The organism is Bacillus sp. FSL K6-2839, from assembly GCF_038003365.1.
Lineage (GTDB): Bacteria > Bacillota > Bacilli > Bacillales > Bacillaceae > Bacillus.
Window position 1 is genome coordinate 1,867,128 of sequence record NZ_JBBOOZ010000001.1, and the last position, 24,778, is coordinate 1,891,905.

Consider the following 24,778-nt stretch of genomic DNA (forward strand, 5'->3'; position numbering starts at 1 on the left):
TCTCGGTTTTTACAACAATGCTACGAATAAAGTGAGGTACTTTTCGTGAATACAGAAACTAACAATCCAAAAGCAGTCATTGTCATTTTTGGCGCAACAGGAGATCTTGCCAAACGCAAGCTCTACCCTTCTATACATAGACTTTTTCATAGCGGAAAGCTTGGTGATCAATTCGCCGTCGTCGGTGTTGGACGCCGTCCGTGGTCTCATGAGGATCTCAGAGCTGTGGTGAAAGAATCTGTTTCTTCTGATGATGCAGAAGCGAAAATAGAGGAATTCAGTTCGCATTTTTATTATCACGACTTTGACGTATCAAGCCCTGCTTCCTATCAATCGCTTAACACACTTTTAGCAGGCCTTGAAGATACGTACAGTATCCCAAATAACCGGATGTTCTATTTAGCGATGGCACCGGAATTCTTCGGAACGATTGCGAAGTTCCTAAAAAGTGAAGGCGTATCAAAAACAACCGGCTGGTCAAGACTTGTCATCGAAAAACCATTTGGACATGACCTGCCAAGTGCCAAAACATTAAATGAAGAAATTCGAGATGCATTCTCTGAAGATCAAATTTATCGTATTGACCACTATCTCGGTAAACAAATGGTTCAAAACATTGAGGTCATCCGTTTTGCGAATGCCATCTTTGAACCACTTTGGACAAACCGATATATCTCAAACATTCAAATTACATCTAGTGAATCATTAGGGGTTGAAGACCGGGCTCGCTATTACGAAAGTTCAGGTGCACTAAGAGATATGGTCCAAAACCATATGCTTCAAATGGTGGCACTTTTAGCAATGGAGCCGCCAATTAAGCTGAATACAGAGGAGATCCGCAGCGAAAAACGGAAAGCATTACGCGCTCTTCGTCCTTTCTCTAAAGATGAGGTCGATCAATTCTTTGTCCGCGGACAGTATGATGCTGGTACGGTTGATGGCAGCATGGTTCCTTCCTATCTTGAAGAGCAAAATGTAGACCCGAACTCAAACACAGAAACATTCGTTGCAGGGAAGCTGCTCATTGATAACTTTAGATGGGCCGGGGTGCCGTTTTACATTCGTACAGGAAAACGATTAGAAAAGAAATCTACTCAAATTGTTGTTCAATTTAAAGACATTCCAATGAACCTGTACTATGGTAACGGAAATTCCATGCATCCAAACTTACTCGTCATTCACATTCAGCCAGATGAAGGCATTACCCTTCACCTGAACGCTCGTAAGCTTGATGGCGGCACGTTTGCGAAGCCGATTAAGCTCGACTACCAAACAAACTATAACGACATCATGAATACACCAGAAGCATATGAAAAGCTGATTCATGACTGCTTGCTAGGCGATGCAACGAACTTTGCTCACTGGGATGAAGTGGCGCTTTCTTGGAACTTTGTTGATCCGATTTCTGAAAAATGGGCAGAAAACAAAACATTAAAACCAAATTATCCTGCTGGTTCTATGGGACCAAAAGAAGCCGATCAGCTTCTAGAAAAAGACGGGTACCATTGGTGGAATATATAAAATCATATGAAAAAAGAGCAGCCTCCCTTGGGGGTTCTGCTCTTTTTTTAATGTCCTGTTTTCGTAATTTCAACCGTTGAAAAGTCGAACTTATCATAGCGGTGATGACTAAAGGAGTATTCAAATGGCCGGCCTGTGTTTAAATAAGCAACCTGCTCGACTTCTAGCACAGGATCACTTGGATCACAGCCTAAATATTGCTGGTCCAGCTCATCTGATTTAGCCGCTCTAATTTTCTTATGCGCTCCTGCCACTTTTAAATGGAGTTCATTTGATATGTAGCCATAGATTGATCCCAATAAAACCTCTTCATCTATGCCCTTAATGAGATTAACGGGCATAAACGTTTTCTCTAATACATATGGCTCCTCGTCCACAAGACGGAGCCGGATGATGTCGTAAATGGGTGTGGTGGAGTCAATGAATAGATGGGCTGCCACCTCTTCGCTTGGAAAATGGACATCAAAGCGAATGATTTGGGTTGTGACGTTTTTATCCGCCATGACTTTTGTGAACCCTTTATTTTCATGGCCTGATACATTGATTGCCCCTTGATTGAGCGCTGCCTTCACAATAAATGTGCCATGGCCTCTTTTTCTAAAGAGCAGACCTTCTGCTACGAGAAGATCGAGCGCACGCTTCATCGTCATTCGGCTGCATTGAAATTCAGCGGCAAGCGAGTTTTCATCTGGAATGGGTTGATCTTCTGGATAATATGCTGTTCCTATTCGTTTTCTGATTTCTTCTGAAATGAGTTCGTACTTTTTCATCTCACATCACCAACTGACTTGTTTTTTCATAGCTTCCTCTCATTCTACACTAAGCCTAGTGAGCTTAAAAGGTACCAGCCATTTTTGTTTCATCCACTTACCGTCACATAAGAAAAATACTTGCCCTTTTCAAGGAAAGAGCAAGTATCTTGATTAAAAACCGTTATTCTCTGATACCGATTGAAACCAGTATCCGCTTTTCTTGATGGTTCGTTTCCCGTCTTCTTGAAGATCAACTGAGACAAATCCATAACGATTCTTATAGGCATTCGACCATGACCAGTTATCCATAAACGTCCACAGATGATAGCCTTTTACATTACTTCCTTCTTGAATGGCTTGATGCACCCATTTGAGATGCTCAGAAATAAAGTCAATGCGGTAATCGTCATGAATCATTCCTTCTTCATCCTTAAACCGCTCTTCTCCTTCGACACCCATTCCATTTTCAGAAATAAAGCATTCAATATTATCATAGTCTGTTTGAACTTTTTTCAATATATCATAAATTCCTTTTTCATAGATTTCCCAGCCTCGATACACATTCATTTTTCTTCCCGGCATTTCAAACGCATCAAAATAATGATTTGGCATAAATGGTGCTTTCGGATGCGGCATATGCTCTTTCGCTTTCACTCTTCTTGGCTGATAATAGTTGATCCCAAGGAGGTCGACGGTATTCTCTTGAATGAGCTCAAGGTCTCCTTCTTCAATACTTGGCATAAAGCCTTCTTTCTTTAAGACCTCTACTAGTTTTTCTGGGAAATGTCCCTTCACCGCAGGATCTAGGAAGGAACGGTTAAAGAAAGCATCAGCCATCTCAGCTGCTTCTACATCGCACGGATTCTGGCTTCTTGGATATGATGGGGTTAGATTTAGGATGATGCCGATCTTCCCGCCTTGCTGCAGATTTTTATAAGCCGCAATCGCCTTAGCATTTGATAAAAGTTCATGAAAACCGACCTGTACAGCCTTTTGGAAATCGACTTCGTTTGGATAATGAAAGCTATACATATACCCGCCCTCTACAGGAACTATCGGTTCATTATGGGTAAACCATTTTTTCACCCGGTCGCCAAATAATTGAAAGCACAATTCCGCATAGCTGACATAATCATCTACTACCTGTCTGTTCACCCATCCGCCTTTTTCCTGCAGCGCCATTGGCATATCGAAATGGTACAGGTTCACAAACGGCTCAATATCATGTGCAATCAGTTCATTGATCACATCATTGTAAAAAGATACTGCTTCTTCATTGACCACACCTTTCCCTTCAGGTAAAAGACGTGACCATGAAATGGACAGCCGAAATGAATTGTGCCCAATTTCTTTCATCAGACGGATATCCTCTTTATATTTTCGATAAAATTGGGATGTCACGTTTGGGCCTACACCATCAAAAAAACGAGTCGGCTCTTGTTCAAACCAATGATCCCAAATATTCGGTCCCTTACCATCTCCAGGGACACTGCCTTCTGTTTGCGTGGCAGAGGCAGAAGATCCCCACCAGAAACCTTCTGGAAATGTATATGATTGCTTGTTATTTTCCATCGACATGTATTGAGTCTCCTTCGCCTTTGATGTTTGTTGTCTTCGTTTTTTCCGTTGTGGTTATTTTTTCATTTTTCACATTCATACGGTCAATAAACTTCAGGAACGGGAACCAAATGACAAACACAATCATCAGATTAAACAGCTGAAGCAGACCGCCCGCTAGTGAATTTGTTGCCATTATTCCGCTAATAAAGATCGGCACCGTCCATGGAATATTCACGCCTGTCGGCGGCGGTACAATGCCTGTTGCCATCGCAAAATAAGAAATACATGTAATGACCATTGGCGCCAAAATCCATGGAATGAGAATAAGTGGATTCATGACAATCGGTAAACCGAAAATAATCGGTTCATTGACGTTAAATAATCCTGGTCCTAAGCCGAGCTTTGCTACTTGTTTTAATTGCTTACTTTTCAGGAAAATTAAAATCGTAAACACAACAGCCAGCGTCATACCGGTTCCGCCCATGCCAACCGTATAGATTTCGATAAACTGCTTGCTGATGATATTCGGAACCTCACCAGTTTTTGTGTAGCTCTCTAGGTTTTGAATGGACAATGTATTCCAAATCGGGTCCATGACAGAGTTGATAATAATTTGGCCGTGGAGCCCAAAGAACCAAAGAATTTGTATAAAGAAAACAGCGATCAAGGTCGGGATGATACCGCTTCCAAGTCCAACAAGCGGCGCCTGAATGGCATGATAAATCAGGTCATGCATGTTTGTTTTGAAGCCTTGTGTAATGATGATATTGATCAGTAAAAAGGTTGTGAGTGTCAAAGTAGCCGGGATCAGTGCAGCAAAAGACTTTGAAACAGCTGGCGGAACCCCTTGCGGCATATTGATGACAAATTTCTTTTGGACAAAATAACGATAAATTTCAGCAGACAAAAAGCCTGTGATCATTCCTAGGAACATCCCCTTTGCTCCTAAACGATCGACTGGGATCACACCTGCAATAGATGCACCGCCTTCTTGTTCTAGTAAAAATGGCGTCAGAAGCAAGAAAGAGGCTAAAGCAATCACGCCGCCAAATACAGCTTCCACATCATAGCTTTTCGATAAATAGTAGCCAATCCCAAATACAACAAACACGCTCATAATGCTGATGGTCGCACTTGGCGCGATATTCAGTGCAGACTGGACTCCTTCCAGTGCGGTTTGACTCATGATTTTATCTAAAAATGGCAAATTCATTAGCACAACCATAATGGAACCAAAAATGGTGAGCGGGAACGCAAGCATAAAAGCATCCCGTAATACGCCTAAATAGCGGTTGTTGTTCAATCTCCCAGCAATCGGAACCAAAATGGCACTTATTTTATCAAACATTGGTTTCCCCCCTTGTTTACACCCTTTATTGTTTAAGCGATTGGAAAATCGGCAGGAGCTCTCCCACAAGCTCCTTGATCGTAATGGTGGACATTAAGTGATCTTCGGCGTGCATGAGCAATAAGGAGAAAGGCGTTTTCTCCCCACCTGCCTCTTGCTGCACAAGTTGAAAATGGATACCATGTGCATGACGTAAATCTTCTTCCGCTTCTTTCATAAGACCAAATGCCTCATCTTCTTGACCTTCTCGAAATTGTTTAAGAGATTGAAGCAATTTGCTGCGTGCATTTCCACTGTGTAAGATCAATTGAAAACTGACTTGTTCCTCCGTGAGCCCTTCGAGTGTTTTCTTTTCCATTCTTTACGATTCCTCCATCAATGTAACGGCTTGTTCATACGCTTTTTGTCCATCGGCAAGCCCGTACGCCTGCATATCTATGACCTCTACTGCAATCCCGTATTTTGTTGCTTCTTTTTGAAGATCCCCTTTTAAAAAGCTCATTTGCGGTCCAATTAACACAACATCCGCATTCGCCATTTCTTTTCTCGCTTGATCTTGCCCAACTGCCCAAATTTCTGCCTCGTCCCCTATTGAGTCGGCATGAGCCTTCATCTTTGTAACTAGTAAACTCGTAGACATTCCTGAACTGCATGCTAATAAAATACGTTTCATTTCTCTCACCCCATTGTTGTAATAAAAGCGCTTCCATTTAATATTATATATTTTTATTTTTAAATGTCTAGACATTTCATTTTATTTGTCTGTATTTTATATAAAAAAAGAGCGTCATGTGTGTACGCTCTTTGACTTTCTCCCTATCCTTTTCCTGCCTGGAAGCCAGGATACTTTGTCATGCCGCCGTCCACATAAAGCGTCAAGCCTGTCACGTAGCTTGCCTCTTTTGACGCCAGCCAGACAGCACATGCTGCCACTTCTTCCGGCTTTCCAATATAACCGATGGGGATCAGTTCAATCACGCCTTTTTTTAATGCAGGATCATCGAATTTTTCCGCATTGATCGGGGTATCGATGGCGCCTGGTGCAATGCTGTTTACACGGATTTTTTTAGGAGCATATTCTAGTGCCAGCGTTTCTGTCAGCAGCTTGGCGCCCCCTTTACTTGCTGCATAATGGACGAAATGAGGCCAAGGGATTTGCTGGTGAACCGACGACATATTGATGATCGATCCTTCTATCCCGTGATCTGTCATATACTTCAGTGCATCACGGCAGCCGAGAAACATACCTGTTAAATTGGTCGACATGACTTTGTTCCAATTATCCAGCGTCATTTCGGTAGAAGGCACTTCATTTTCAATGCCTGCGTTATTGATCATGACATCAAGACTGCCAAATGTATCAACGGCTTTATCAATCATCGCCTGCATATCCTCTTCTTTTGAGACATCTCCCTTGATTTTCACAGCCTGTCCGCCATTTTTTTGAATATCCGCAATGGTGTCATCCGGATTTTCTTGATCTGAGAAATAATTGATCACCACATTGGCTTTTTCTTGTCCAAACCGGCGCGCCATCGCTTGCCCTATTCCTGTGCCGGCTCCTGTAATCAGGACTGTTTTTCCTTCTAAATCTGGATACATTCGTTTACCTCCTATTTTGTAAAGCCTAGCAGCACGCCGCCTGCTATGATCATTAAGCAGCCAGCAATGACAAAGCTTGTTCTGGATGCTTTCTCTTTTAATAAATAAATGCCGCCTAATGTTGAGATGACAATCCCTGTTTGTGACATCGAAAAGCTTACGGCTACGCCAATGAGCGGAATGGCCAAAAGAAGCCCAAGATTTCCTGTCGACCAAACCAAACCGGCAATGATATTTTTAAACGTATATTTACTAAACGGGTTCTGCTTTAGACTAATCGCCAAGGATGAAAGCAGCATACCGACCGATTGCGGAACGAGGGCAGACCACCCATCAATATGAAACCATCTTAAAATGACGACATATCCGACATAGCCAACCGTTGAGATGAGCAGAATAATGATCCCTTTTTTGAAATTGCCTCCACCGTTTCCGCCGCCATTCTTCTTTTGACCGAGCGATGTCATCACAACGCCTGCAATAATCAGTAAAATGGCGCAAGAACCAATGAGTATGACCGTCATCGTTTGCCATTCTTTAAAAACCATGACACCAAATAAAGTAGTGCTCACAAGCTGCATGCCTGTTGACAAAGGAACCGCCTTCGAGACTCCGAGAAACGCAACACTTGAAAGCTGATTCATTTGTCCAATGCTCCAAAAGATGCCTGAAATCACAGAAACCGCAAAAATAAGCGGTGTCAGCTCTGGCATTTTGATGAAGAAGGCTGCAATTGAAAATAAAAATGCGCCAAGCGTAATGCCGAGCGTTTGCTGGTATGCATTCCCGCCAAGTTTGACACTGATCAGAACAATACTTCCCCAAAATATTGCTGGGAGAAGTGCATATAAGATGCCCACTTCTATCCCTACTTTCTTTTCTTTTTTACATAGCATCCCTCTTTTTCGCATTTTTAGCCGAAAAGATGCAAACACAAAAAAACCTTACCAATCCAATGGTAAGGTTTTTCTGACGTTTTATTTTATTTCATCCATTCCGTATGGAAGACGCCTTCTTTATCTGTGCGCTCATACGTATGTGCACCGAAATAGTCACGCTGCGCTTGAATTAAGTTCGCTGGCAGGACAGCTGTGCGATAGCTATCAAAGTAAGCAAGTGCACTTGAGAATGAAGGAACAGGAACTCCTTGCTCCACTGCAAGTGAAATGACTTTACGAAGTGATGATTGATAGCTTTGAGCAATATCCTTAAAGTAAGGATCTAGCAATAGGTTTTTCAGTTCAGGGTTACGGTCATATGCTTCTTTAATTTGTTGTAAGAAGGCTGCACGAATGATACATCCACCGCGGAAGATCATCGCAATTTCACCGTATTTTAAATCCCAGTTATATTCATCAGATGCTGCTTTCATTTGCGCAAAACCTTGAGCATACGAGCAGATTTTACTCATGAATAGGGCTTTTCTAACAGCTTCGATCAGCTCTTGTTTATTCTCAGCTGATTGCGTTGGCTCAGGACCTTGAATTGATTGACTTGCTTCTACACGCTCATCTTTCATTGCTGAAATATAGCGCGCAAAAACAGACTCAGTAATGATTGGAAGCGGGACACCTAGATCAAGAGAACTTTGGCTCGTCCATTTTCCAGTTCCTTTTTGACCAGCTTTATCTAAGATGACATCCACAAGCGGCTGGTTTGTTTCTTCATCCACTTTTGTGAAAATATCCGCTGTAATTTCGATTAAATAGCTGTCAAGCTCGCCTTTATTCCACTCTGAGAATACTTCATGAAGCTCCTCTGCTGACAAGCCAGCCACATGCTTCAAGATAAAGTATGATTCAGAGATCAATTGCATGTCTCCGTACTCGATGCCGTTATGGACCATTTTGACATAATGTCCTGCTCCATCTGGGCCGATATACGTTGTACATGGCTCGCCATCTACTTTCGCAGAGATCGCTTCTAAAATTGGTTTCACTAGCTCATGCGCTTCTTTTTGACCGCCTGGCATGATAGATGGACCTTTTAGTGCACCTTCTTCACCCCCAGAAACACCTGTACCAATGAAGTGGATACCACTTTCCGCAAGCTCTTGATTACGTCTTTGCGTATCCTTGTAATATGTATTTCCACCATCAATTAAGATGTCACCTTTCTCTAGGTGAGGAAGTAATGATTGAATGGTTGCATCCGTTGCTGCACCAGCTTTTACCATTAAAAGAATTTTACGCGGTGTTTCAAGCGACTGAACAAATTCTTCAATGCTGTATGTGCCTACAACGTTTTTTCCTTTTGATTCTTCGAGAAACTCTTCTGTTTTGCTGCTAGATCTGTTATAAACGGACACGGAGAAACCGCGGCTTTCAATATTAAGGGCAAGGTTTTTCCCCATAACGGCTAGTCCAACCACACCGATTTGTTGTTTTGACATAATTCTGACGTCCCTTCTAACACACTATATTGATTACTGCTAAAATGATGTACCCTTTGAAATTACCACAACACCACCTCTTTTATCAAGTTTTCAGGCTAGTCATTTCCTTTTTCGTCCTGAAAAAAGTCTTTATTAAAACTTGTTCCGCTTGTTTTGCTCTCTTTTTCCTTGATGGTCATTCCTCTTTGAATAAGTGATTTGCCATATTTTTCTTTCAGCCCTTCTAAAACGGTTTGGAGAGGCTCTTCTTTTGCATCTTCTGTATAGGAAAATAAATCAAGCTGTTTAACAGCTGCTTTTCGTTCTACAAGGTCTGTCCCCGTCACACCTAAGAGCCTCACGGGCTGGTCATTCCAATGTTTAAGGAATAATTGCTTTGCTGCCTCAAATAAGTCTTCCTTTCGATCCGTTGGATTCGTGAGTGTGACACTTCGCGTGATATTTTTCCAGCTTGCGTACCGTATCATGATGAGAAGCCGATTTGCCATCACTTCTTTTCTCCTTAATCTTGCACTCACAGATTGTGACAGCTTATCAATTAACGTGACAAGTTCATCTGGATCGTCAGAATCATGAGGAAGGGTTGACGAATTACCGACAGATTTAAATTCGTATATCCTTTCTGGGTCCACGATACCGTCATGTTCACCATTCGCCTTTTGCTTTAATCTCGGTCCATTGATGCCCAGTAATTTCTTTAGCGTATACTCATTTGCTTTCGCTAAATCTTCAATGGTATGAATGCCAATCGTTTTCAATTTATCTGCCGTTTTCTGTCCAACTCCGTGCATGTCACCCGCTGGCAGCGGCCAGAGCATTTGGGGCACATCTCGTTTACGTAAAATGGTGATGCCCATTGGTTTTTTCCAATTAGACGCCATTTTCGCTAAAAATTTATTCGGTGCAATGCCAATACTTGAAGGAAGCATGAGCTCCTCTACAAGCCTCGTTTGAATATCATGAGCCGTTTTCACCGCGTGCTCGGCATAGGGCGTATGCGTTAAATCAATATAGCCCTCGTCAATGGATACAGGTTCGACTAAATCGCTGTATTCTCTTAGTATCGTAAACATCTCTTGTGAGGAGCTGCGGTACCGGTCAAAGTTTGGTGTACGGACAATCAGCCCCGGACAAAGCCGCTTCGCTTCCCATAACGGCATCGGGGGCTTTACACCTAGTGCTCTTGCCTCGTAGCTGCACGTCACAACAATCCCTTTACGCTCTTTCGCATTTCCGCTAATGGCTAAAGGTTTCCCTCTCAAAGAAGGATCATACGCCATTTCAACAGATGCATAAAAACTATTCATATCAATATGAAAAATAATTCGACCCTTCCTTTGAGAATCACCCATTTGCCTGCCTCCTACATTTATTGACTCTTGTTACTTCATGTTTGTTCCAATAGACATTTCATATAGTGTATAGTACACTGTGAGTAATGAAATGGGATGTGATAATCATGATTATTGATACATTCAATGAAGTCTTTTTCCTTGTTGAATTCTTTACGATTATTCTTCCAGCGCTGACGGCTATCGGCATTGCGTTTTTATTAAAAGACTGCCGTATGAACGAACACCTCGGTGGACATCGTTTGGAAGAGTTTGACGCATCTTTATTGAACCGAACAGACTTTCTGTTTATCATATATGATCGCATTACAACTTGGATTAGTAAAGTCATTCGAATGAAACGATCATCAAATGATGATGAAGACCATTCGCTTCCTCTCTCTAATTAATTTTTTAAAAAATGAGGAGGAAACGAATTGAAACGTTTATTGACGATTTGTACGACTTTATGTTTAATGATGATTGCCTCACCTGCTTTTGCAGCGAGTGGGCAAACGAATGCGAGCTCTGATGGGTTTTTCCATCATTATTTTGTCCAGCCTTTTTCGGAGCTGATCATTTGGCTTGCGAACTTCTTCCATGATGATTATGGTTTATCGATTATGTTCGTGACCTTGATAGTCCGCCTGCTGATTTTCCCTCTTTTTGCGAACCAATTTAAGAAACAAAGAGTCATGCAGGAGAAAATGGCACTGGTGAAGCCTCAAATTGACCAAATTCAAAGCAAATTGAAGAAAACGAAAGAACCTGAAAAACAAAAAGAACTACAAATGGAAATGATGAAAGTATACAAAGAGAATAATGTGAACCCGCTGGCAATGGGCTGTCTGCCTATGCTGATTCAAATTCCAATTGTTCTTGGCTTTTACTCAGCGATCCGCTCAACACCTGAGATCGCAACACATTCGTTCCTATGGTTTAACTTAGGACAAACCGATCTATTGGTCGCGATCTTTGCAGGCGCCATGTATTTCTTGCAATTTTATGTTACGCAAAGATTTGCGAAGCAATCAGGCACCCAGACAGAAGCTGCGCTGAAGCAAGCCAAAGTCATGGGCATGATTTTCCCAATCATGATGCTGTTTATTTCAATCAATGCACCCGCTGCCCTTCCTTTATACTGGATGACAAGCGGATTACTACTCACAATCCAAACAATTATTTTGAATGTCATGTACCAAAAATCAAAATCGAAAGCTGAGGCAAACGACCAAGCTAGCCCAGCTGCTGAATAAAAATAATCCCCTTATCATCAGATAGGGGGATTTTCTTTATGCCAACTCTTCTTTTAACCGCTCTGGCAGTTGATCGAGGTCATCAATTCTCCCAAGGAACTTATTAGGGTCCACTTGTAAAATCATCTTGTTCTCTCTCTCCACAACGCCGAAGAAATATTCGGAGGCTTTCGTGTTCATATGAAATGGCTTGATCTCGCTTAGCTCGATATCGATAATATCTTTTGCATCTGAGACAAGACAACCAATCATTTGATCGTTTAATTCAAATAGCAACACCTTGGACTGTTCGTTCACATCAAGAGGCTTTCCATGAAGCATCACGCCTGTGTCACTGACAGGAATGACTTCTTCTCTTAAAGACATCAGTCCTTTAATTTCTTTTGGAAGGTTCGATACTTCTTGTAAATAAGGGACCTTCTCAATCGAACGAATATGCTCTACACTGATGCCAAAATCCTCTTGCCCCACTTGGAAAATAATGATCTTTTGCGTGCTCACAGAGTCTCCTGCCTTTACGATGGATTTGTCGTTTCTTCGATAATGGCGAGAACCATTTCAGCTGTTTTGACTAATTCTTCAATCGGCATTTTCTCATTTTTCGTATGAATATCTTCATATCCAACAGCTAGGTTGACAGTTGGGACGCCGTTTCCTGCAATGACGTTTGCATCACTGCCTCCGCCGCTCGTCTGTAGTTCTGATGGACGGCCAATTTTCGCAGCCGCTTTTTTCGCCACTTCTACGACTTGATCGCCGTGAGAGAATTTGAAGCCTGGATACATGATGTCAATTTGTACATCGGCACTTCCGCCCATTTCTTTAGCGGTTTTTTCAAAGGCTTCTTTCATCTTCGCTACTTGTGCTTCCATTTTTGCAGGTTCTAAAGAGCGTGCTTCAGCAAGGATATCGACTTGATCGCACACAATATTCGTTTGCGTTCCACCTTCAAAACGCCCGATATTCGCCGTTGTTTCTTCATCAATTCGGCCAAGCGGCATGCTGGCAATGGCTTTTGATGCAATGGTAATCGCAGACACGCCTTTTTCAGGTGCCACACCTGCGTGAGCTGTTTTTCCGTAAATGGTTGCGCGTACTTTCGCCTGTGTTGGCGCAGCTACGATAATTGTCCCGACCTTGCCATCTGAATCAAGGGCATAGCCGTATGCTGCTGTCATCAATTTTGGATCTAACGCTTTTGCTCCAACAAGTCCTGATTCCTCACCTGCTGTGATGACAAATTCAATCGTTCCATGCGGTAAATTCTTCTCTTTCAGCACGCGGATGGCTTCAAACATAGCCGCAAGCCCTGTTTTATCGTCAGCACCAAGAATGGTTGTTCCATCTGTCTTCACATAGCCGTCTTCAATGACTGGTTTTACGCCATTGCCGGGAACAACTGTGTCCATATGAGAAGTGAAATAGATAGTATCAGCCTCTTGATTGCCTTCCAGTGTACAGATGAGGTTGCCTGCACCGTGGCCAGTTTTCGCTTTTGAGTCGTCTTCCACCACTTTAAGACCAAGCTGCGAGAATTTTTCTTTTAAGACTTCCACAATTTTCTCTTCGTGTTTTGTTTCCGAATCGATCTGAACCAGTTCTAAAAATTCATCTAGTAAACGTTTTTCATTGATCATGATGATGCTCCTCCTCTTATAGCGGCATGTTGCCATGCTTTTTTAACGGTCTATCTTCTTCCTTCCTGCGAAGCAAATCAAATGAGCGAATCAATCGCTCTCTCGTTTCAGCCGGCATGATAATATCGTCTATCAGCCCTGCCTGAGCCGCTTTTAATACACTTGGCTCCGTCTCAACCTCGCGCGAAGCTGGATGAACGATTTCGTCTGCGAACGTTTTCCCCATGACATCAATTTCTGCCACTGGCCATGCATAAACAAAGTCAGCGCCTAAGCCCTTGCTATTCATCGCGACATATGCACCGCCAAACGCCTTTCTTAAAATCACCGTGATTTTTGGAACGGTCGCTTCAGCGTACGCATATAAAAGCTTTGCGCCGTGACGGATAATTCCCGCATGCTCGGCTTTCTCCCCTGGTAAAAAACCAGGGACGTCGACAAGCGTTAAGATCGGAATATGAAACGCATCGCAAAATCGAATAAACCTGGCCGCTTTATCGGCAGCGTCAAGGTCAAGGCTTCCTGCCAGCACCTTTGGCTGATTGGCAACTACACCAATTGGAGCCCCTTTTAATCTGGCAAACCCTGTGACGATATTTTTTGAGAAACAAGGCTGGGTCTCAAAGAATGAGCCTGGATCGATGATCGCTGTCACCACTTGTTTGACATCATAGGTGCGTGATGGATCCTTTGGCAAGATTTTGCCTGGATCAACGGCGTCATGCTTTTGCACTTCAGTGTGCATGTCAGGCTGTTTAGTCGTTGGTATGTACGTTAAAAGTGTTCGAACCGCCTTTAACACGTCCTGCTCATCTTTCCCAGTATAGTGCACATTCCCGCTTGTCTGATGCTGAACACTTGCACCGCCAAGACGGTCAGGACAGACCGTTTCTCCTGTTGCCTTTTCTATTACTTTCGGACCTGTTAAAAACATATGAGCTGTTTGTTCTGTCATGAAGACAAAATCAGTCAAAGCAGGAGAATAGACTGCACCTCCAGCACATGAGCCTAAAATAACGGATATTTGCGGGATTTGACCAGAGTACAGCACATTTCGTTTAAAAATCTGTCCGTATCCTTCTAATGATACCACACCCTCTTGAATTCTCGCACCACCTGAGTCTTTTAGACCGATGACCGGCATCTGATTTTTAGCTGCGAGATCCATTAGTGAAGCAATTTTTTTGGCATGTATCTCGCCTAAAGAGCCCCCATGCACTGTCGCATCTTGTGCATAAACACATACTGGCTTTCCATGAATAAGTCCCGTTCCAATGACGACGCCATCACCGACATGCTCTGACATGCGGCCTGTTGCAAACCTCTGAATTTCCATGAAACTGCCCCCGTCAAGAAGTTCATGCAGACGCTGGCGTACCGATAGCTTTCCTTTGTTTCTGTGCGCGGCTGCTCGTTTTTCACCGCCGCCCATTAATGCTTTTTCCCGCCATTTAGACAAGTCATTGAACGATTCATTCATTGCCATGTTTTTCTCCTTTCAAGGGCTCGCACAATTCGAATAGCACACCAAACGTTTCTTTAGGTGAAATAAATGCAATCTGCTTGCCGCTTGCGCCCTTCTGTGCTGATTTTTGGAGAAGCTGCACGCCAAGGTGTTCAAGATGGTTAAGATCTGCCTGAATGTCTCCTGACTTTAATGCAATATGATGGAGCCCCTCTCCTCTTTTTGTTAAAAAGGTATGTAGTTTACTGCTGTCTGACATTGGTTCAATTAATTCAATGTGCACATGATCAAGTGAAGCGAAGGACGCTTTAATCTCCTGCTCAGGAATCTCTTGTATGTCTGAAAAATGCCAGTTAAACAGCTGATGAAGGAGTTGAGATGTTTGTTTAATAGAAAAGACCGCAATGGCAATATGATCGATTTGATTCATCCATTCACATCCTTTGTTGATCACTTGTCGCATTTGAAAAAACCAGCTAGAATAAAGAAAGGTGCGTTCGTCGCAAAAAATCTTCGGTTATAGGGGTGCGATATGTCTCAGAAATTTATGAAATTCATGGTATTGCTCATGATTAGCCTGCTGTTAATTTCTTCACTTTTAGCAGGAGCAGCAACCTTTTTATAAGGTTTCAATAAAAGCAGACAAGCAGGTGATTCGTTCAATCAACGAATGGCCTGTTTGTCTTTGGCAAGCTTTTCAAATGAATCGCTTGATGTTGTAATCCATACTTTTGTCCCAATCGGAAGCTGGTCAAATAGAAGCTCTACATCTTGATTATGAAGTCTCACACAGCCTGCCGTGATAAATTTCCCAATCGATGTTTCGTCACTCGTCCCATGAATTCCGTACGTTCTGCCATCTGTTTCTCGTGCATCAAATCCAATCCACCTTCTGCCAAGTGGGTTATTCTTCGCACCGCCTTCAATATTCTTTTTTCTGTAATAAGGATCTTTCGCTTTGATCATAATGGTAAATTCCCCTTCTGGTGTTAAATCGGCTGTTTTCCCTGTAGAAGCAGGATATATTTTTTGGATTTGTCCTTGATCAATATAGGCAAGTTCATTTGTTTGTTTATTAATAATGACATACGGGTCTCCTGGAAGCGGGTTTTGTCCGAGCGGCCAGATAGGTGAAAGGGACATGGTCAATACGGTATAAAATAAAAGACGCATAGGCTCCTCCTTTTTTCATTAGATTGACCAATGAAGGAGGAACTCATGCGTCTCTATTCTTTCATCCCTTTAAAATAGCTTTTCAGTACTAAATATTGTTCCATTTCTCCGAGGAAATGAAAAAGTGCAGCTCTCGCCTCAAACTCTTCTCGTGTTTGCGGCAGCGGAAGCTTATCGAACTCTTCTTTCATATCAATGAGACGTCTTAAAAACTTATGCGCCGTGTTCCCTGGGTGAATATGTTCGCGTAAGTCTCTGACGTATTCGGCAATCATTTGCCCATGCTCTGTTGTGATGGAAATGGACGTGATTTTCGGAAGCACACGCTCAATGATTTCGAATTGCTTTTGCCTCATATTAAAATAATGATAATACAGGTTTTCATGTCTTAGGACATGGTTTTCAACATCACGATATGCGAGAGCTTTCGCTTCTTTGATCAATTGATGTGTCTCTGGTATTTCTTTTCCTGTCCAGTCTTGTTTCCCTGTCATTAAGTATTGCTCGATTTCCTCAAAGATTTTTGCAAAGTTGGCTTCAATCTGTTCGCTGTAGCGTTTGAGCTTTTTATCGACACTTGGCATATACAAGTTCATGATAAGTGCTACGCCAACACCAATTGTAATCAGCAGCAGCTCATTCCAGATGAGGTGAAGGGTAATCCCGCCGGACATGTATAAATGGAGAATGATGACTGAACTTGTGACAATCCCTTCTTTAATGCGGAGCAAAACGGTTGTCGGAATAAAGACAAGCAGCATCAGACCAATCACAAAAGGATGATATCCAATCAGATCGAAAAATAGATAAGAAAATAAAATGGCAAGACTGCAAGCTGCAAAGCGGGCGCCTGATGCGAGGAGCGACCGTTTCTTCGTCACCTGAATACACAGGATCGTAATAATCCCGGCAGCGGAATAATTTTGAAGGCCGAGCAGTTGTGCAATATAAATGGCGATCGCTGTTCCTAGTGCTGTTTTCAGCGTTCGGTAGCCGATTTTAAACATGATGTGATTCACTCTTTTCTGTCTTGTTTCCATTCACTTTTGTGAAATGATGAACTTTTTTTACTTTCCCCATTATAATCAAAAAAAGAAGGAGATGTTAAGTCGCCTTCTCTTTTTTCTTTATAATATTTTTTGTAAGAAGTCTTGCGCGCGCTGTGACGACGGCGATTCAAAGAATTGCACAGGGTTTGCATCCTCTACAATTTTCCCATCATCCATAAAGATCACGCGGTCAGCCACTTCTTTTGCAAAGCCCATTTCATGTGTGACGATCACAAGTGTCATTCCAGATTGAGCAAGCTCTTTCATGACCTCTAGGACTTCCTTGACCATCTCTGGATCTAAGGCAGAAGTTGGTTCGTCAAACAGCATGATGTCTGGAGTCATCGCAAGCGCACGTGCAATCGCCACACGCTGCTTTTGACCGCCTGACAAACGGTTCGGAAAATCATCTTTTTTCTCTAAAAGCCCTACCTTTTTCAGCAGATCTTCAGCTTGTTTGATGCTGTCTTCCTTCGATTGATTCTTCACATTCATTGGCGCATACGTGATATTTTCCAGCACGGTTTTATGCGGGAACAGGTGGAAATGCTGAAACACCATTCCGATATTCTCACGCACTTTTAGTGCATTGGTTTTTGGGTTTGTGATTTCAGTATCCTTAATTGTAATGACACCAGTAGTCGGCTTTTCAAGCAAGTTGATGCAGCGAAGAAACGTCGATTTTCCTGAACCAGATGGTCCAATGACTGCGACAACTTCCCCTTCTTTAATGGTGGTGTCGATCCCTTTTAATACTTCATTTTTGCCAAAAGATTTTGTGAGTTTCTCTATGTTAATCATTTGATTTTAACTTCCTTTCCACCGATTTGCCGACAAAGGTGAGAACAAGCACGATGACATAATAGATCAGACCCGCAAAAATAAGCGGTTCAAGATAATTATACGTGACGGCACCTGCTTGGTAAGCTCGTCTCATGACATCTCCCAGTCCAATGACTGTCACAATAGCTGATTCTTTTGTCAGTGTAATCGTTTCGTTCACAAGTGCAGGTGAAATATTTTTAAATGCCTGCGGAAGCAATAAGTCCTTCATCATTTTAGCATAAGGGATGCCTAAAGCAACGGCTGCTTCTTTTTGACCTTTATCAATCGCATTAATACCAGCACGAATAATTTCAGATACGTATGCCGCAGAGTTTAGTGAAAATGCCGCTACAGCAGCCCAGTATTGATCGATTTGAAACCCGAGAAGCTGAGGCAGACCAAAATAAATAATGAGCAATTGAAGCACAAGCGGTGTGCCTCGGAAGATGGATGTATAAAAATCTGCAAGCCAAATGAGCGGCTTAAATACACTAATTTTGCAAAGCGTTAATAAAATCCCTAAGATAAATCCAAGAAAAAGTGATACCACAACAATAGAAAGTGTGACCTTAAGCCCTTCTAAAATAAAGGGCATCTGAGGTATTACATCTTTAAAATCCAACATGACATTCTCCTTTTTTTTGCCTTCATACGAAATCAAAAAATAAAACAGGAAAAAAGTTCAACACGAGTTGAACTTTTCAGCGCTTTCTACTTGATTTTCATGAATGACGCTGATCCTTTTCCTGACTTACTTTTCATCAGCAAACCATTTTTTAATTAATTTATCAAGTTCGCCATTGTCTTGCATTTCTTTTAATGATTTATTAAATTTAGCTGTTAAGTCGCTATTTTTCTTGAATGCAATGGCTGAACCTTCGTTTGAACTATTCAATCCAAATGCTTGGAAGTCTTTTTCTTTTTTCAAATAACCAGCAGCTACTTTATCTTCAATAATGGCTGCATCAAAACGACCTGCTTTGATTTCTTGAATGATATCAGAGATTTTATTACGGTCTTCCACTTTTAAGTTATATTTCTTTTGCAAACCGTTTGCTTCATCCTGCTGGATTGAACCTAATTGAACGCCGACTGTTTTATCTTTTAAGTCTTTCTCTGTTTTCATTCCGCTAGATTTCTTTGAGACAACTAAGTTTTTAGCATTGTAATAAACATCAGAGAAATCTAATTGTTTTTTTCGTTTTTCTGTAGGGGTCATGCCTGCAAGGACGATATCAGCTTTATTTGTTTTAAGCGCTGATACAAGGCTTGCAAAATCCATATCTTGAATTTCTAGCTTGTAGCCGTTCTTTTTCGCTAGTGCTGTTGCAAGATCGACATCAAAACCGACAATTTTATCTCCTTCTTTTGATTCAAATGGCGGATAATCTGCTGATGTCGCCATAACGAGTGTTTTGTCATCTCCTGATGCGTTTGAATTATTAGAAGAAGTTCCGCAAGCTGCGAGTGCAGCTGCAAGACCAGCTGTCATAAGTAATAATAACCACTTTTTCATAAGATAATGCCTCCCAGTATTTAAAATCATGTATTGTTTTGAATATTTATTCACTATAATGTATTTTAAACACTTTCTTTTTAAGATGCAATAGTATTTTGCTAAAATTATTTTGATTCAATGGTCTTATAAAACAAAAAGCAGACCGATCTAAAGACCGGACTGCTTTTTATTTCATCATTCAAACGTCACACATTAAATTTCTTCGCAATGCTCATCGAATGCAGCTTGAAGCTTTGACACGACTTCCATTGGCTCGTGTCCTTCAATTTCATGACGTTCGACCATTTTAATGATCTTTCCATCTTTTAATAATGCAAAGGATGGTGAAGATGGCGGGAAGCCTTCAAAGTATTCACGGGCTCTTGCTGTTGCCTCTTTGTCTTGTCCAGCAAACACTGTCAGCAATTGATCTGGACGCTTATCGTAATGAACAGAATAGCCTGCAGCTGGTCTTGCAATACCGCCAGCACATCCGCATACTGAATTCACCATCACAAGTGCTGTGCCTTTTTTAGACAGTGCTTCATCTACCTCTTCAGATGATGTAAGCTCAGTATAGCCTGCCTGTTTGATCTCTTCTCTCGCTTGTTTCACAATATCATTCATAAATAAATTAAAATCAATATTCATGTCTGTCCACTCCTTTTGCATGCCAAAACCATTTTAACAACATCATATCAAGGAAAACGCCTGCGGGCAAATGTGTTGTCTTTCATCCCCCCACTTTTTCCGAACATCGTTTATACGCCGCAAAATTGGGGAAAAGTGATGATAAAGAGATGAAAGGGAGAACTGCGTGATGGCACAATTCAAAAAAGCGATGCTCATTTATAATGGAAATGCTGGACAAAAAAACATGGAAAAAATTCTCGGTCAAACAGTACCTCTGCTTTCTCTACATATTGATGAACTCATTCTTAAACCAACAAAACAGCCAAATGATGCTTATCAATTCTGTCGTGCAATTGATGAGACGATAGAATTGCTTATCATATTAGGCGGAGATGGAACCGTGCATGAATGCATGAATGGCATCGGCGGTTTAGAAAAAAGGCCGGCTGTAGCGATATTACCAGGCGGGACATGCAATGACTTTTCTAGAACGCTTGGTATTCCGCAACAAATGCAAAAAGCCGCTCAAATGATTGTAGACGGCATAGAAAAGAAGGTCGACTTAATCAAAGCAGGAGATCGATACTTGTTAAACTTTTGGGGCATCGGGCTGATTGCAGACACATCCAACAATATTAATGACAAGGAAAAAGCTGTACTCGGCAAAATCAGCTACTTCACAAGTGCCCTGCGCACCTTGCAGCAAACAGATCCTTTTCACGTACGAATTGAAACAGAGGAGGAAAGCTGGGAAGAAGAAGCCGTCATCGTTCTTGTCATGAATGGACATTTCATCGGGACAAATAAAATTGATTTGCCCAATGCAGCAATTGATGATGGGAAAGCAGAAATCTTAATTTGCAGAAATACGAGCTTCTCTGCTCTAAAAGAAATCTTTTCTATGAACCGGGAAGAACTGGAGGATTTCACCGGCGACCTCTCCCTCATTCAAGCATCCAATATTCAGATCAACACAAAGGAGGAAATGGATGCTGATACAGATGGCGAAGTGTATATGACAGCCCCAACTTCTTTAGAAGCGTTAAAACAGCATTTGACCTTTATTGTTCCAGCAGAATAAAGAAAACGCCCGAGATCATTCTTTTTCGGGCGTTTTTTTGATATAGCGTCTGTATAAATATTCAAGTGCATAGCCAAGCAGCGTCCCGGCAAGAAGAGAAATTCCTAAGAGACTATTTGCTGCTCCTTTAAATCCACCGACAATCAGCAAGCAATACACAATTTGAATCATTGAAACGATTGATATGATGAGTAGTAATCTTTCAGGATGATTGCGTGATTTAGAAATATATCGAAGAAAAGCGAACGCAATTGCTGTGATAAACATGAGTCCAACCGTTAAAAACGCAAAAAAGTCTAATCCAGACATATCACCGCTCCTTTCTCATTATGTAGAAATCCCCCTCTCCATACCGGGAGGGGGACATTCTTGTTTTAGTAAACAGATGTCTGCTCGTCAATGCCTTCAAGGATTTGTTTTATTCGTTGAAGGAATCTGCCGCATACAAGACCATCAAGTACTCTGTGATCTAATGAAAGACAAAGGTTGACCATGTCTCTTGCTGCAATCATGCCATTTACAATCATTGGACGCTTCACGATCGATTCTACTTGTAAAATCGCCGCTTGCGGGTAATTAATGATTCCCATGGATTGTATAGAACCAAATGATCCCGTGTTATTTACAGTAAAGGTGCCGCCTTCCATGTCACTTTGCTTCAGCGTTCCTTGTCTCACCTTGGAAGCAAGCTCATGAATTTCTTTGGCGATGCCCTTAATCGTTTTTTCATCCGCATCCTTAATGACTGGAACAAAAAGAGCGTCATCAGTCGCAACAGCAATCGAGACATTGATTGCTTTCTTTTGAACAATTTTATCTCCAGCCCACATGCTGTTCATTTCTGGGAATTCCTTTAAGCCCTGAGCCACTGCTTTGACAAAGAACGCAAAGAACGTCAAATTAAAGCCTTCTTTTGCTTTAAATTGGTCCTTGAGCTGATTTCTTCTTGTCACAAGGTTTGTCACATCGACTTCCATCATCGTCCATGCGTGCGGAATTTCATGTTTGCTTCTCAGCATATTTGCCGCAATCGCCTGCCTAATTGGCGTGACTGGCAGTTCAACATCACCAGGCATTGTAGAGACGGAAGGCGCCGCTTTTGGTTTTGATGGCTGCGCAGGCTCCGGCTTTGCCGCCTGTTCATTAACAGGTGCTGCCTTCTCTTGTACGCCGCCGTTTTCAATGAGCTGAAGTAAATCTTTTCTTGTGATTCGTCCGCCTGCTCCGGTTCCTTGAACAGCCGCTAAATCAATGCTGTGCTCATCTGCTAAACGAAGGACTGCTGGAGAGTAGCGTTTCTTTTGACTTTGATTCTCTTTTGTTTGATCTGCTTCAGGTGCTTCACTTTGCTCAGGTGCCGCTTCTTCTTTCGCACTCTGCTGCGAGCTGCCCTCTACTTCAATTTCACAGAACACTTCTCCTACTTGCAGCGTATCGCCTTCTTCAGCCGATAGCTTTGTAATCGTTCCTGTAAAAGATGACGGGACTTCTGCGTTCACTTTATCCGTCATGACTTCCGCAATCGGATCGTATTTATTCACATGATCGCCAGGTGAAACGAGCCATTTGCTAATGGTTCCTTCTGTTACACTTTCACCTAGCTGAGGCATTTTCATTTGTTCAATTGCCACTTGAAACCCTCCTCTTTCTTAAAACGCCGCTAGCTCTCTCATTTCAGCTTCTACCTTATCTGGATTGACCATGAAGAATTTTTCCATTGGCGGCGCATAAGGCATTGCCGGGATTTCTGGTCCGGCTAGACGTTTGATTGGTGCGTCTAAATCAAATAAGCAATGCTCCGAAATGATCGCCGCTACCTCACTCATGATGCTGCCCTCTTTTGTATCTTCCGTTAGAAGAAGCACTTTGCCTGTTTTTGATGCCGCTTCAATAATGGCTTCCTGATCAAGCGGGTACACTGTTCTCAAATCGAGAATATGAGCAGAAATGCCGTCTTTTGCAAGGCGGTCTGCTGCTTGCAGCGCAAAATGGACACAGAGGCCATATGTAATGACCGTGATATCATCGCCTTCACGTTTCACATCTGCTTTTCCAATAGGGAGTGTGTAATCCTCCTCAGGTACTTCTCCTTTGATGAGACGGTAGGCACGTTTGTGTTCAAAGAACAATACAGGATCTGGATCACGCACCGCAGCCTTTAAAAGACCTTTTACATCATAAGGTGTAGAAGGCATGACAATCTTCAAACCAGGCTGATTGGCAAAAATCGCTTCAACCGATTGTGAATGATAAAGCGCCCCGTGTACACCGCCCCCGTAAGGTGCGCGGATGACCATTGGACAGCTCCAATCGTTATTTGAGCGGTATCTGATTTTCGCAGCCTCTGAAATGATTTGGTTGATTGCAGGCATAATGAAATCCGCAAATTGCATCTCCGCAATTGGGCGCATTCCATACATCGCTGCCCCAATACCTACACCAGCAATGGCTGATTCTGCAAGAGGTGTATCCATGACGCGCGCCTCTCCGAATTGCTCATAAAGACCCGCTGTCGCTTTAAATACGCCGCCCTTTTTCCCGACATCCTCTCCGAGCACAAACACTTTTGGATCTCGTTCCATTTCTTCTTTCATCGCCAGTGTAATGGCGTCTATATATGACATAACAGGCATTTTTCTTCCCCCTTACTCCGCATACACGTAACGAAGTGCGCTTTCTGCATCAGCATAAGCAGCGTTTTCCGCTTCATCAGTCGCTTCGTTTACGATTTGCATGATTTCTTTTGTCATCTCTTCTTTCATTTCAGAAGTCATGACGTTTCCTTCGATTAAATACGTTTCATATTGGATGAGCGGATCTTTCTTTCTCGCTTCGAGCACTTCTTCTTTTTCTCGATAGCTTGAATCATCATCATCACTTGAATGCGCAGTTAAACGGTAAGAGATCGTTTCAATCAACGTTGGCCCTTCGCCTCTTGCCGCACGGTCTCTCGCTTCTTTGACAGCGGCATATACTTCAAGCGGATCATTGCCATCAACGGTTACACCAGGCATTCCGTACCCAATTGCACGATCTGAAATGCGTTCACATGCCACTTGTTTGTCATACGGCACGGAAATCGCGTACTTATTGTTTTCACACATGAAAATAACAGGCAGCTTATGCACAGCAGCGAAGTTAGCGCCTTCGTGGAAATCACCTTGGTTTGAAGAGCCCTCACCGAACGTGACAAAGCTGACAAAGTTTTTCTGCTCCAGACGTCCAGCAAGTGCAATCCCCACTGCATGAGGAACCTGCGTTGTGACAGGTGAAGATCCCGTCACAATTCGATTTGATTTTTGTCCAAAATGACCTGGCATCTGTCTTCCGCCCGAGTTTGGATCGTCTTGTTTTGCGAAACCAGACATCATTAAATCTTTTGCTGTCATCCCAAATGCGAGGACAACCCCCATATCACGGTAGTAAGGTAAGACGTAATCCTCTTGTCTATTGAGAGCAAAAGCAGCACCGACTTGCTGCGCTTCCTGTCCTTGACAAGAAATGACGAATGGAATTTTACCAGAACGGTTTAAAAGCCACATCCGTTCATCAATTTTTCTTGCTAGAAGCATTGTTCTATATATATCAATTGCTTGTTCATCTGATAATCCTAATTCATGATGACGCATGTTACTCATCTTATTTCCCTCCT

At 42.3% G+C, this 24,778-nt stretch carries 28 protein-coding genes; 5 read left to right on the forward strand and 23 right to left on the reverse strand.

Annotated elements, in window-relative coordinates:
* Positions 1 to 45: 45 nt before the first annotated feature.
* Positions 46 to 1,521, forward strand: a complete 1,476-nt coding sequence (zwf, locus tag MHH26_RS09455) for a glucose-6-phosphate dehydrogenase (RefSeq protein WP_307499880.1) — start codon at positions 46 to 48, stop codon at positions 1,519 to 1,521.
* A gap of 47 nt (positions 1,522 to 1,568) precedes the next feature.
* Here zwf and MHH26_RS09460 read toward each other — a convergent pair whose 3' ends face one another.
* From MHH26_RS09460 to MHH26_RS09500, 9 genes are all read right to left on the reverse strand, one after another.
* Positions 1,569 to 2,291 (reverse strand): GntR family transcriptional regulator, encoded by a 723-nt coding sequence (locus tag MHH26_RS09460; RefSeq protein ID WP_340973261.1) that lies wholly within the window; start codon positions 2,289 to 2,291, stop codon positions 1,569 to 1,571.
* Between the two features lie 153 nt (positions 2,292 to 2,444).
* The gene (locus tag MHH26_RS09465) at positions 2,445 to 3,851 is read right to left on the reverse strand and encodes a glycoside hydrolase family 1 protein (RefSeq protein WP_400558816.1); all 1,407 of its coding nucleotides are present in this window, start codon (positions 3,849 to 3,851) and stop codon (positions 2,445 to 2,447) included.
* Complete coding sequence (gene celB / locus MHH26_RS09470; protein WP_307499881.1) at positions 3,835 to 5,181, reverse strand: PTS cellobiose transporter subunit IIC; 1,347 nt, start codon at positions 5,179 to 5,181, stop codon at positions 3,835 to 3,837. The genes MHH26_RS09465 and celB overlap by 17 nt, the downstream gene beginning before the upstream one ends.
* Before the next feature lie 25 nt (positions 5,182 to 5,206).
* A complete protein-coding gene (locus MHH26_RS09475) occupies positions 5,207 to 5,539 on the reverse strand; it encodes a PTS lactose/cellobiose transporter subunit IIA (RefSeq protein ID WP_060596797.1) in 333 nt (110 codons plus the stop codon).
* A 3-nt stretch (positions 5,540 to 5,542) separates the two neighbouring features.
* Positions 5,543 to 5,854 carry a PTS sugar transporter subunit IIB gene (locus tag MHH26_RS09480; RefSeq protein ID WP_003215713.1) on the reverse strand — a complete coding sequence of 104 codons (312 nt, stop codon included), beginning with the start codon at positions 5,852 to 5,854 and terminating at the stop codon, positions 5,543 to 5,545.
* 143 nt (positions 5,855 to 5,997) lie between these two features.
* Positions 5,998 to 6,783, reverse strand: coding sequence for an SDR family oxidoreductase (locus MHH26_RS09485; RefSeq protein WP_268495522.1), 786 nt, complete (start codon positions 6,781 to 6,783; stop codon positions 5,998 to 6,000).
* A gap of 11 nt (positions 6,784 to 6,794) precedes the next feature.
* Entirely contained in the window at positions 6,795 to 7,643 is an 849-nt protein-coding gene (locus MHH26_RS09490) for a GRP family sugar transporter (RefSeq protein ID WP_034661991.1), read from the reverse strand.
* Positions 7,644 to 7,765: 122 nt separating this feature from the next.
* Positions 7,766 to 9,175, reverse strand: coding sequence for an NADP-dependent phosphogluconate dehydrogenase (gene gndA, locus MHH26_RS09495; protein ID WP_060596800.1), 1,410 nt, complete (start codon positions 9,173 to 9,175; stop codon positions 7,766 to 7,768).
* A gap of 98 nt (positions 9,176 to 9,273) precedes the next feature.
* Positions 9,274 to 10,530, reverse strand: a complete 1,257-nt coding sequence (locus MHH26_RS09500; protein WP_307499884.1) for a DNA polymerase IV — start codon at positions 10,528 to 10,530, stop codon at positions 9,274 to 9,276.
* A 107-nt stretch (positions 10,531 to 10,637) separates the two neighbouring features.
* Between MHH26_RS09500 and MHH26_RS09505 the strand changes: the two genes are divergently transcribed.
* Together MHH26_RS09505 and MHH26_RS09510 are read left to right on the forward strand one after the other, a co-directional pair.
* A complete protein-coding gene (locus tag MHH26_RS09505; RefSeq protein ID WP_034661212.1) occupies positions 10,638 to 10,919 on the forward strand; it encodes a hypothetical protein in 282 nt (93 codons plus the stop codon).
* Between the two features lie 27 nt (positions 10,920 to 10,946).
* Entirely contained in the window at positions 10,947 to 11,765 is an 819-nt protein-coding gene (locus tag MHH26_RS09510; protein WP_034661213.1) for a membrane protein insertase YidC, read from the forward strand.
* Positions 11,766 to 11,801: 36 nt separating this feature from the next.
* Here MHH26_RS09510 and MHH26_RS09515 read toward each other — a convergent pair whose 3' ends face one another.
* Genes MHH26_RS09515 through mce form a run of 4 tightly spaced genes read right to left on the reverse strand, consistent with a single transcriptional unit; the run spans position 11,802 to position 15,297 of the window.
* The gene (locus MHH26_RS09515) at positions 11,802 to 12,266 is read right to left on the reverse strand and encodes a chemotaxis protein CheW (protein ID WP_340973264.1); all 465 of its coding nucleotides are present in this window, start codon (positions 12,264 to 12,266) and stop codon (positions 11,802 to 11,804) included.
* A gap of 14 nt (positions 12,267 to 12,280) precedes the next feature.
* On the reverse strand, positions 12,281 to 13,402 hold the full coding sequence (locus tag MHH26_RS09520; RefSeq protein WP_034661216.1) for a M20/M25/M40 family metallo-hydrolase: 1,122 nt from the start codon (positions 13,400 to 13,402) through the stop codon (positions 12,281 to 12,283).
* A gap of 16 nt (positions 13,403 to 13,418) precedes the next feature.
* The gene (locus MHH26_RS09525) at positions 13,419 to 14,888 is read right to left on the reverse strand and encodes an acyl-CoA carboxylase subunit beta (RefSeq protein WP_307499885.1); all 1,470 of its coding nucleotides are present in this window, start codon (positions 14,886 to 14,888) and stop codon (positions 13,419 to 13,421) included.
* A complete protein-coding gene (gene mce / locus MHH26_RS09530; protein WP_340973268.1) occupies positions 14,875 to 15,297 on the reverse strand; it encodes a methylmalonyl-CoA epimerase in 423 nt (140 codons plus the stop codon). Before mce ends, MHH26_RS09525 begins: the two co-directional genes overlap by 14 nt.
* Before the next feature lie 102 nt (positions 15,298 to 15,399).
* Between mce and prli42 the strand changes: the two genes are divergently transcribed.
* Entirely contained in the window at positions 15,400 to 15,492 is a 93-nt protein-coding gene (gene prli42 / locus MHH26_RS09535) for a stressosome-associated protein Prli42 (RefSeq protein ID WP_149865350.1), read from the forward strand.
* Between the two features lie 38 nt (positions 15,493 to 15,530).
* Here the strand turns inward: prli42 and MHH26_RS09540 are convergent, their stop codons facing one another.
* The 6 genes from MHH26_RS09540 to MHH26_RS09565 form a co-directional block, all read right to left on the reverse strand.
* Positions 15,531 to 16,040, reverse strand: a complete 510-nt coding sequence (locus MHH26_RS09540; RefSeq protein ID WP_307499888.1) for a L,D-transpeptidase — start codon at positions 16,038 to 16,040, stop codon at positions 15,531 to 15,533.
* Between the two features lie 53 nt (positions 16,041 to 16,093).
* Positions 16,094 to 17,047 (reverse strand): aromatic acid exporter family protein, encoded by a 954-nt coding sequence (locus tag MHH26_RS09545; RefSeq protein WP_034661221.1) that lies wholly within the window; start codon positions 17,045 to 17,047, stop codon positions 16,094 to 16,096.
* Between the two features lie 120 nt (positions 17,048 to 17,167).
* Positions 17,168 to 17,890, reverse strand: coding sequence for an amino acid ABC transporter ATP-binding protein (locus MHH26_RS09550; protein WP_106031019.1), 723 nt, complete (start codon positions 17,888 to 17,890; stop codon positions 17,168 to 17,170).
* On the reverse strand, positions 17,883 to 18,539 hold the full coding sequence (locus MHH26_RS09555) for an amino acid ABC transporter permease (RefSeq protein WP_003215691.1): 657 nt from the start codon (positions 18,537 to 18,539) through the stop codon (positions 17,883 to 17,885). The genes MHH26_RS09550 and MHH26_RS09555 overlap by 8 nt, the downstream gene beginning before the upstream one ends.
* A 126-nt stretch (positions 18,540 to 18,665) precedes the next feature.
* Positions 18,666 to 19,430, reverse strand: coding sequence for a transporter substrate-binding domain-containing protein (locus tag MHH26_RS09560; RefSeq protein WP_307499890.1), 765 nt, complete (start codon positions 19,428 to 19,430; stop codon positions 18,666 to 18,668).
* A 195-nt stretch (positions 19,431 to 19,625) separates the two neighbouring features.
* A complete protein-coding gene (locus MHH26_RS09565) occupies positions 19,626 to 20,063 on the reverse strand; it encodes a BrxA/BrxB family bacilliredoxin (RefSeq protein ID WP_034661224.1) in 438 nt (145 codons plus the stop codon).
* A gap of 169 nt (positions 20,064 to 20,232) precedes the next feature.
* On the opposite strand from MHH26_RS09565, the gene MHH26_RS09570 reads away from it, so the two are divergent.
* Positions 20,233 to 21,126 carry a YegS/Rv2252/BmrU family lipid kinase gene (locus MHH26_RS09570; protein WP_340973271.1) on the forward strand — a complete coding sequence of 298 codons (894 nt, stop codon included), beginning with the start codon at positions 20,233 to 20,235 and terminating at the stop codon, positions 21,124 to 21,126.
* 15 nt (positions 21,127 to 21,141) lie between these two features.
* On the opposite strand, the gene MHH26_RS09575 is transcribed toward MHH26_RS09570, so the two are convergent.
* The 4 genes from MHH26_RS09575 to MHH26_RS09590 form a co-directional block, all read right to left on the reverse strand.
* Complete coding sequence (locus MHH26_RS09575; RefSeq protein ID WP_034661226.1) at positions 21,142 to 21,435, reverse strand: YesK family protein; 294 nt, start codon at positions 21,433 to 21,435, stop codon at positions 21,142 to 21,144.
* Between the two features lie 65 nt (positions 21,436 to 21,500).
* On the reverse strand, positions 21,501 to 22,757 hold the full coding sequence (locus MHH26_RS09580; RefSeq protein ID WP_106031018.1) for a dihydrolipoamide acetyltransferase family protein: 1,257 nt from the start codon (positions 22,755 to 22,757) through the stop codon (positions 21,501 to 21,503).
* An 18-nt stretch (positions 22,758 to 22,775) separates the two neighbouring features.
* Positions 22,776 to 23,759 (reverse strand): alpha-ketoacid dehydrogenase subunit beta, encoded by a 984-nt coding sequence (locus tag MHH26_RS09585; RefSeq protein ID WP_034661229.1) that lies wholly within the window; start codon positions 23,757 to 23,759, stop codon positions 22,776 to 22,778.
* Positions 23,760 to 23,771: 12 nt separating this feature from the next.
* Positions 23,772 to 24,764 (reverse strand): thiamine pyrophosphate-dependent dehydrogenase E1 component subunit alpha, encoded by a 993-nt coding sequence (locus MHH26_RS09590; protein WP_095285375.1) that lies wholly within the window; start codon positions 24,762 to 24,764, stop codon positions 23,772 to 23,774.
* Positions 24,765 to 24,778 lie beyond the last annotated feature (14 nt).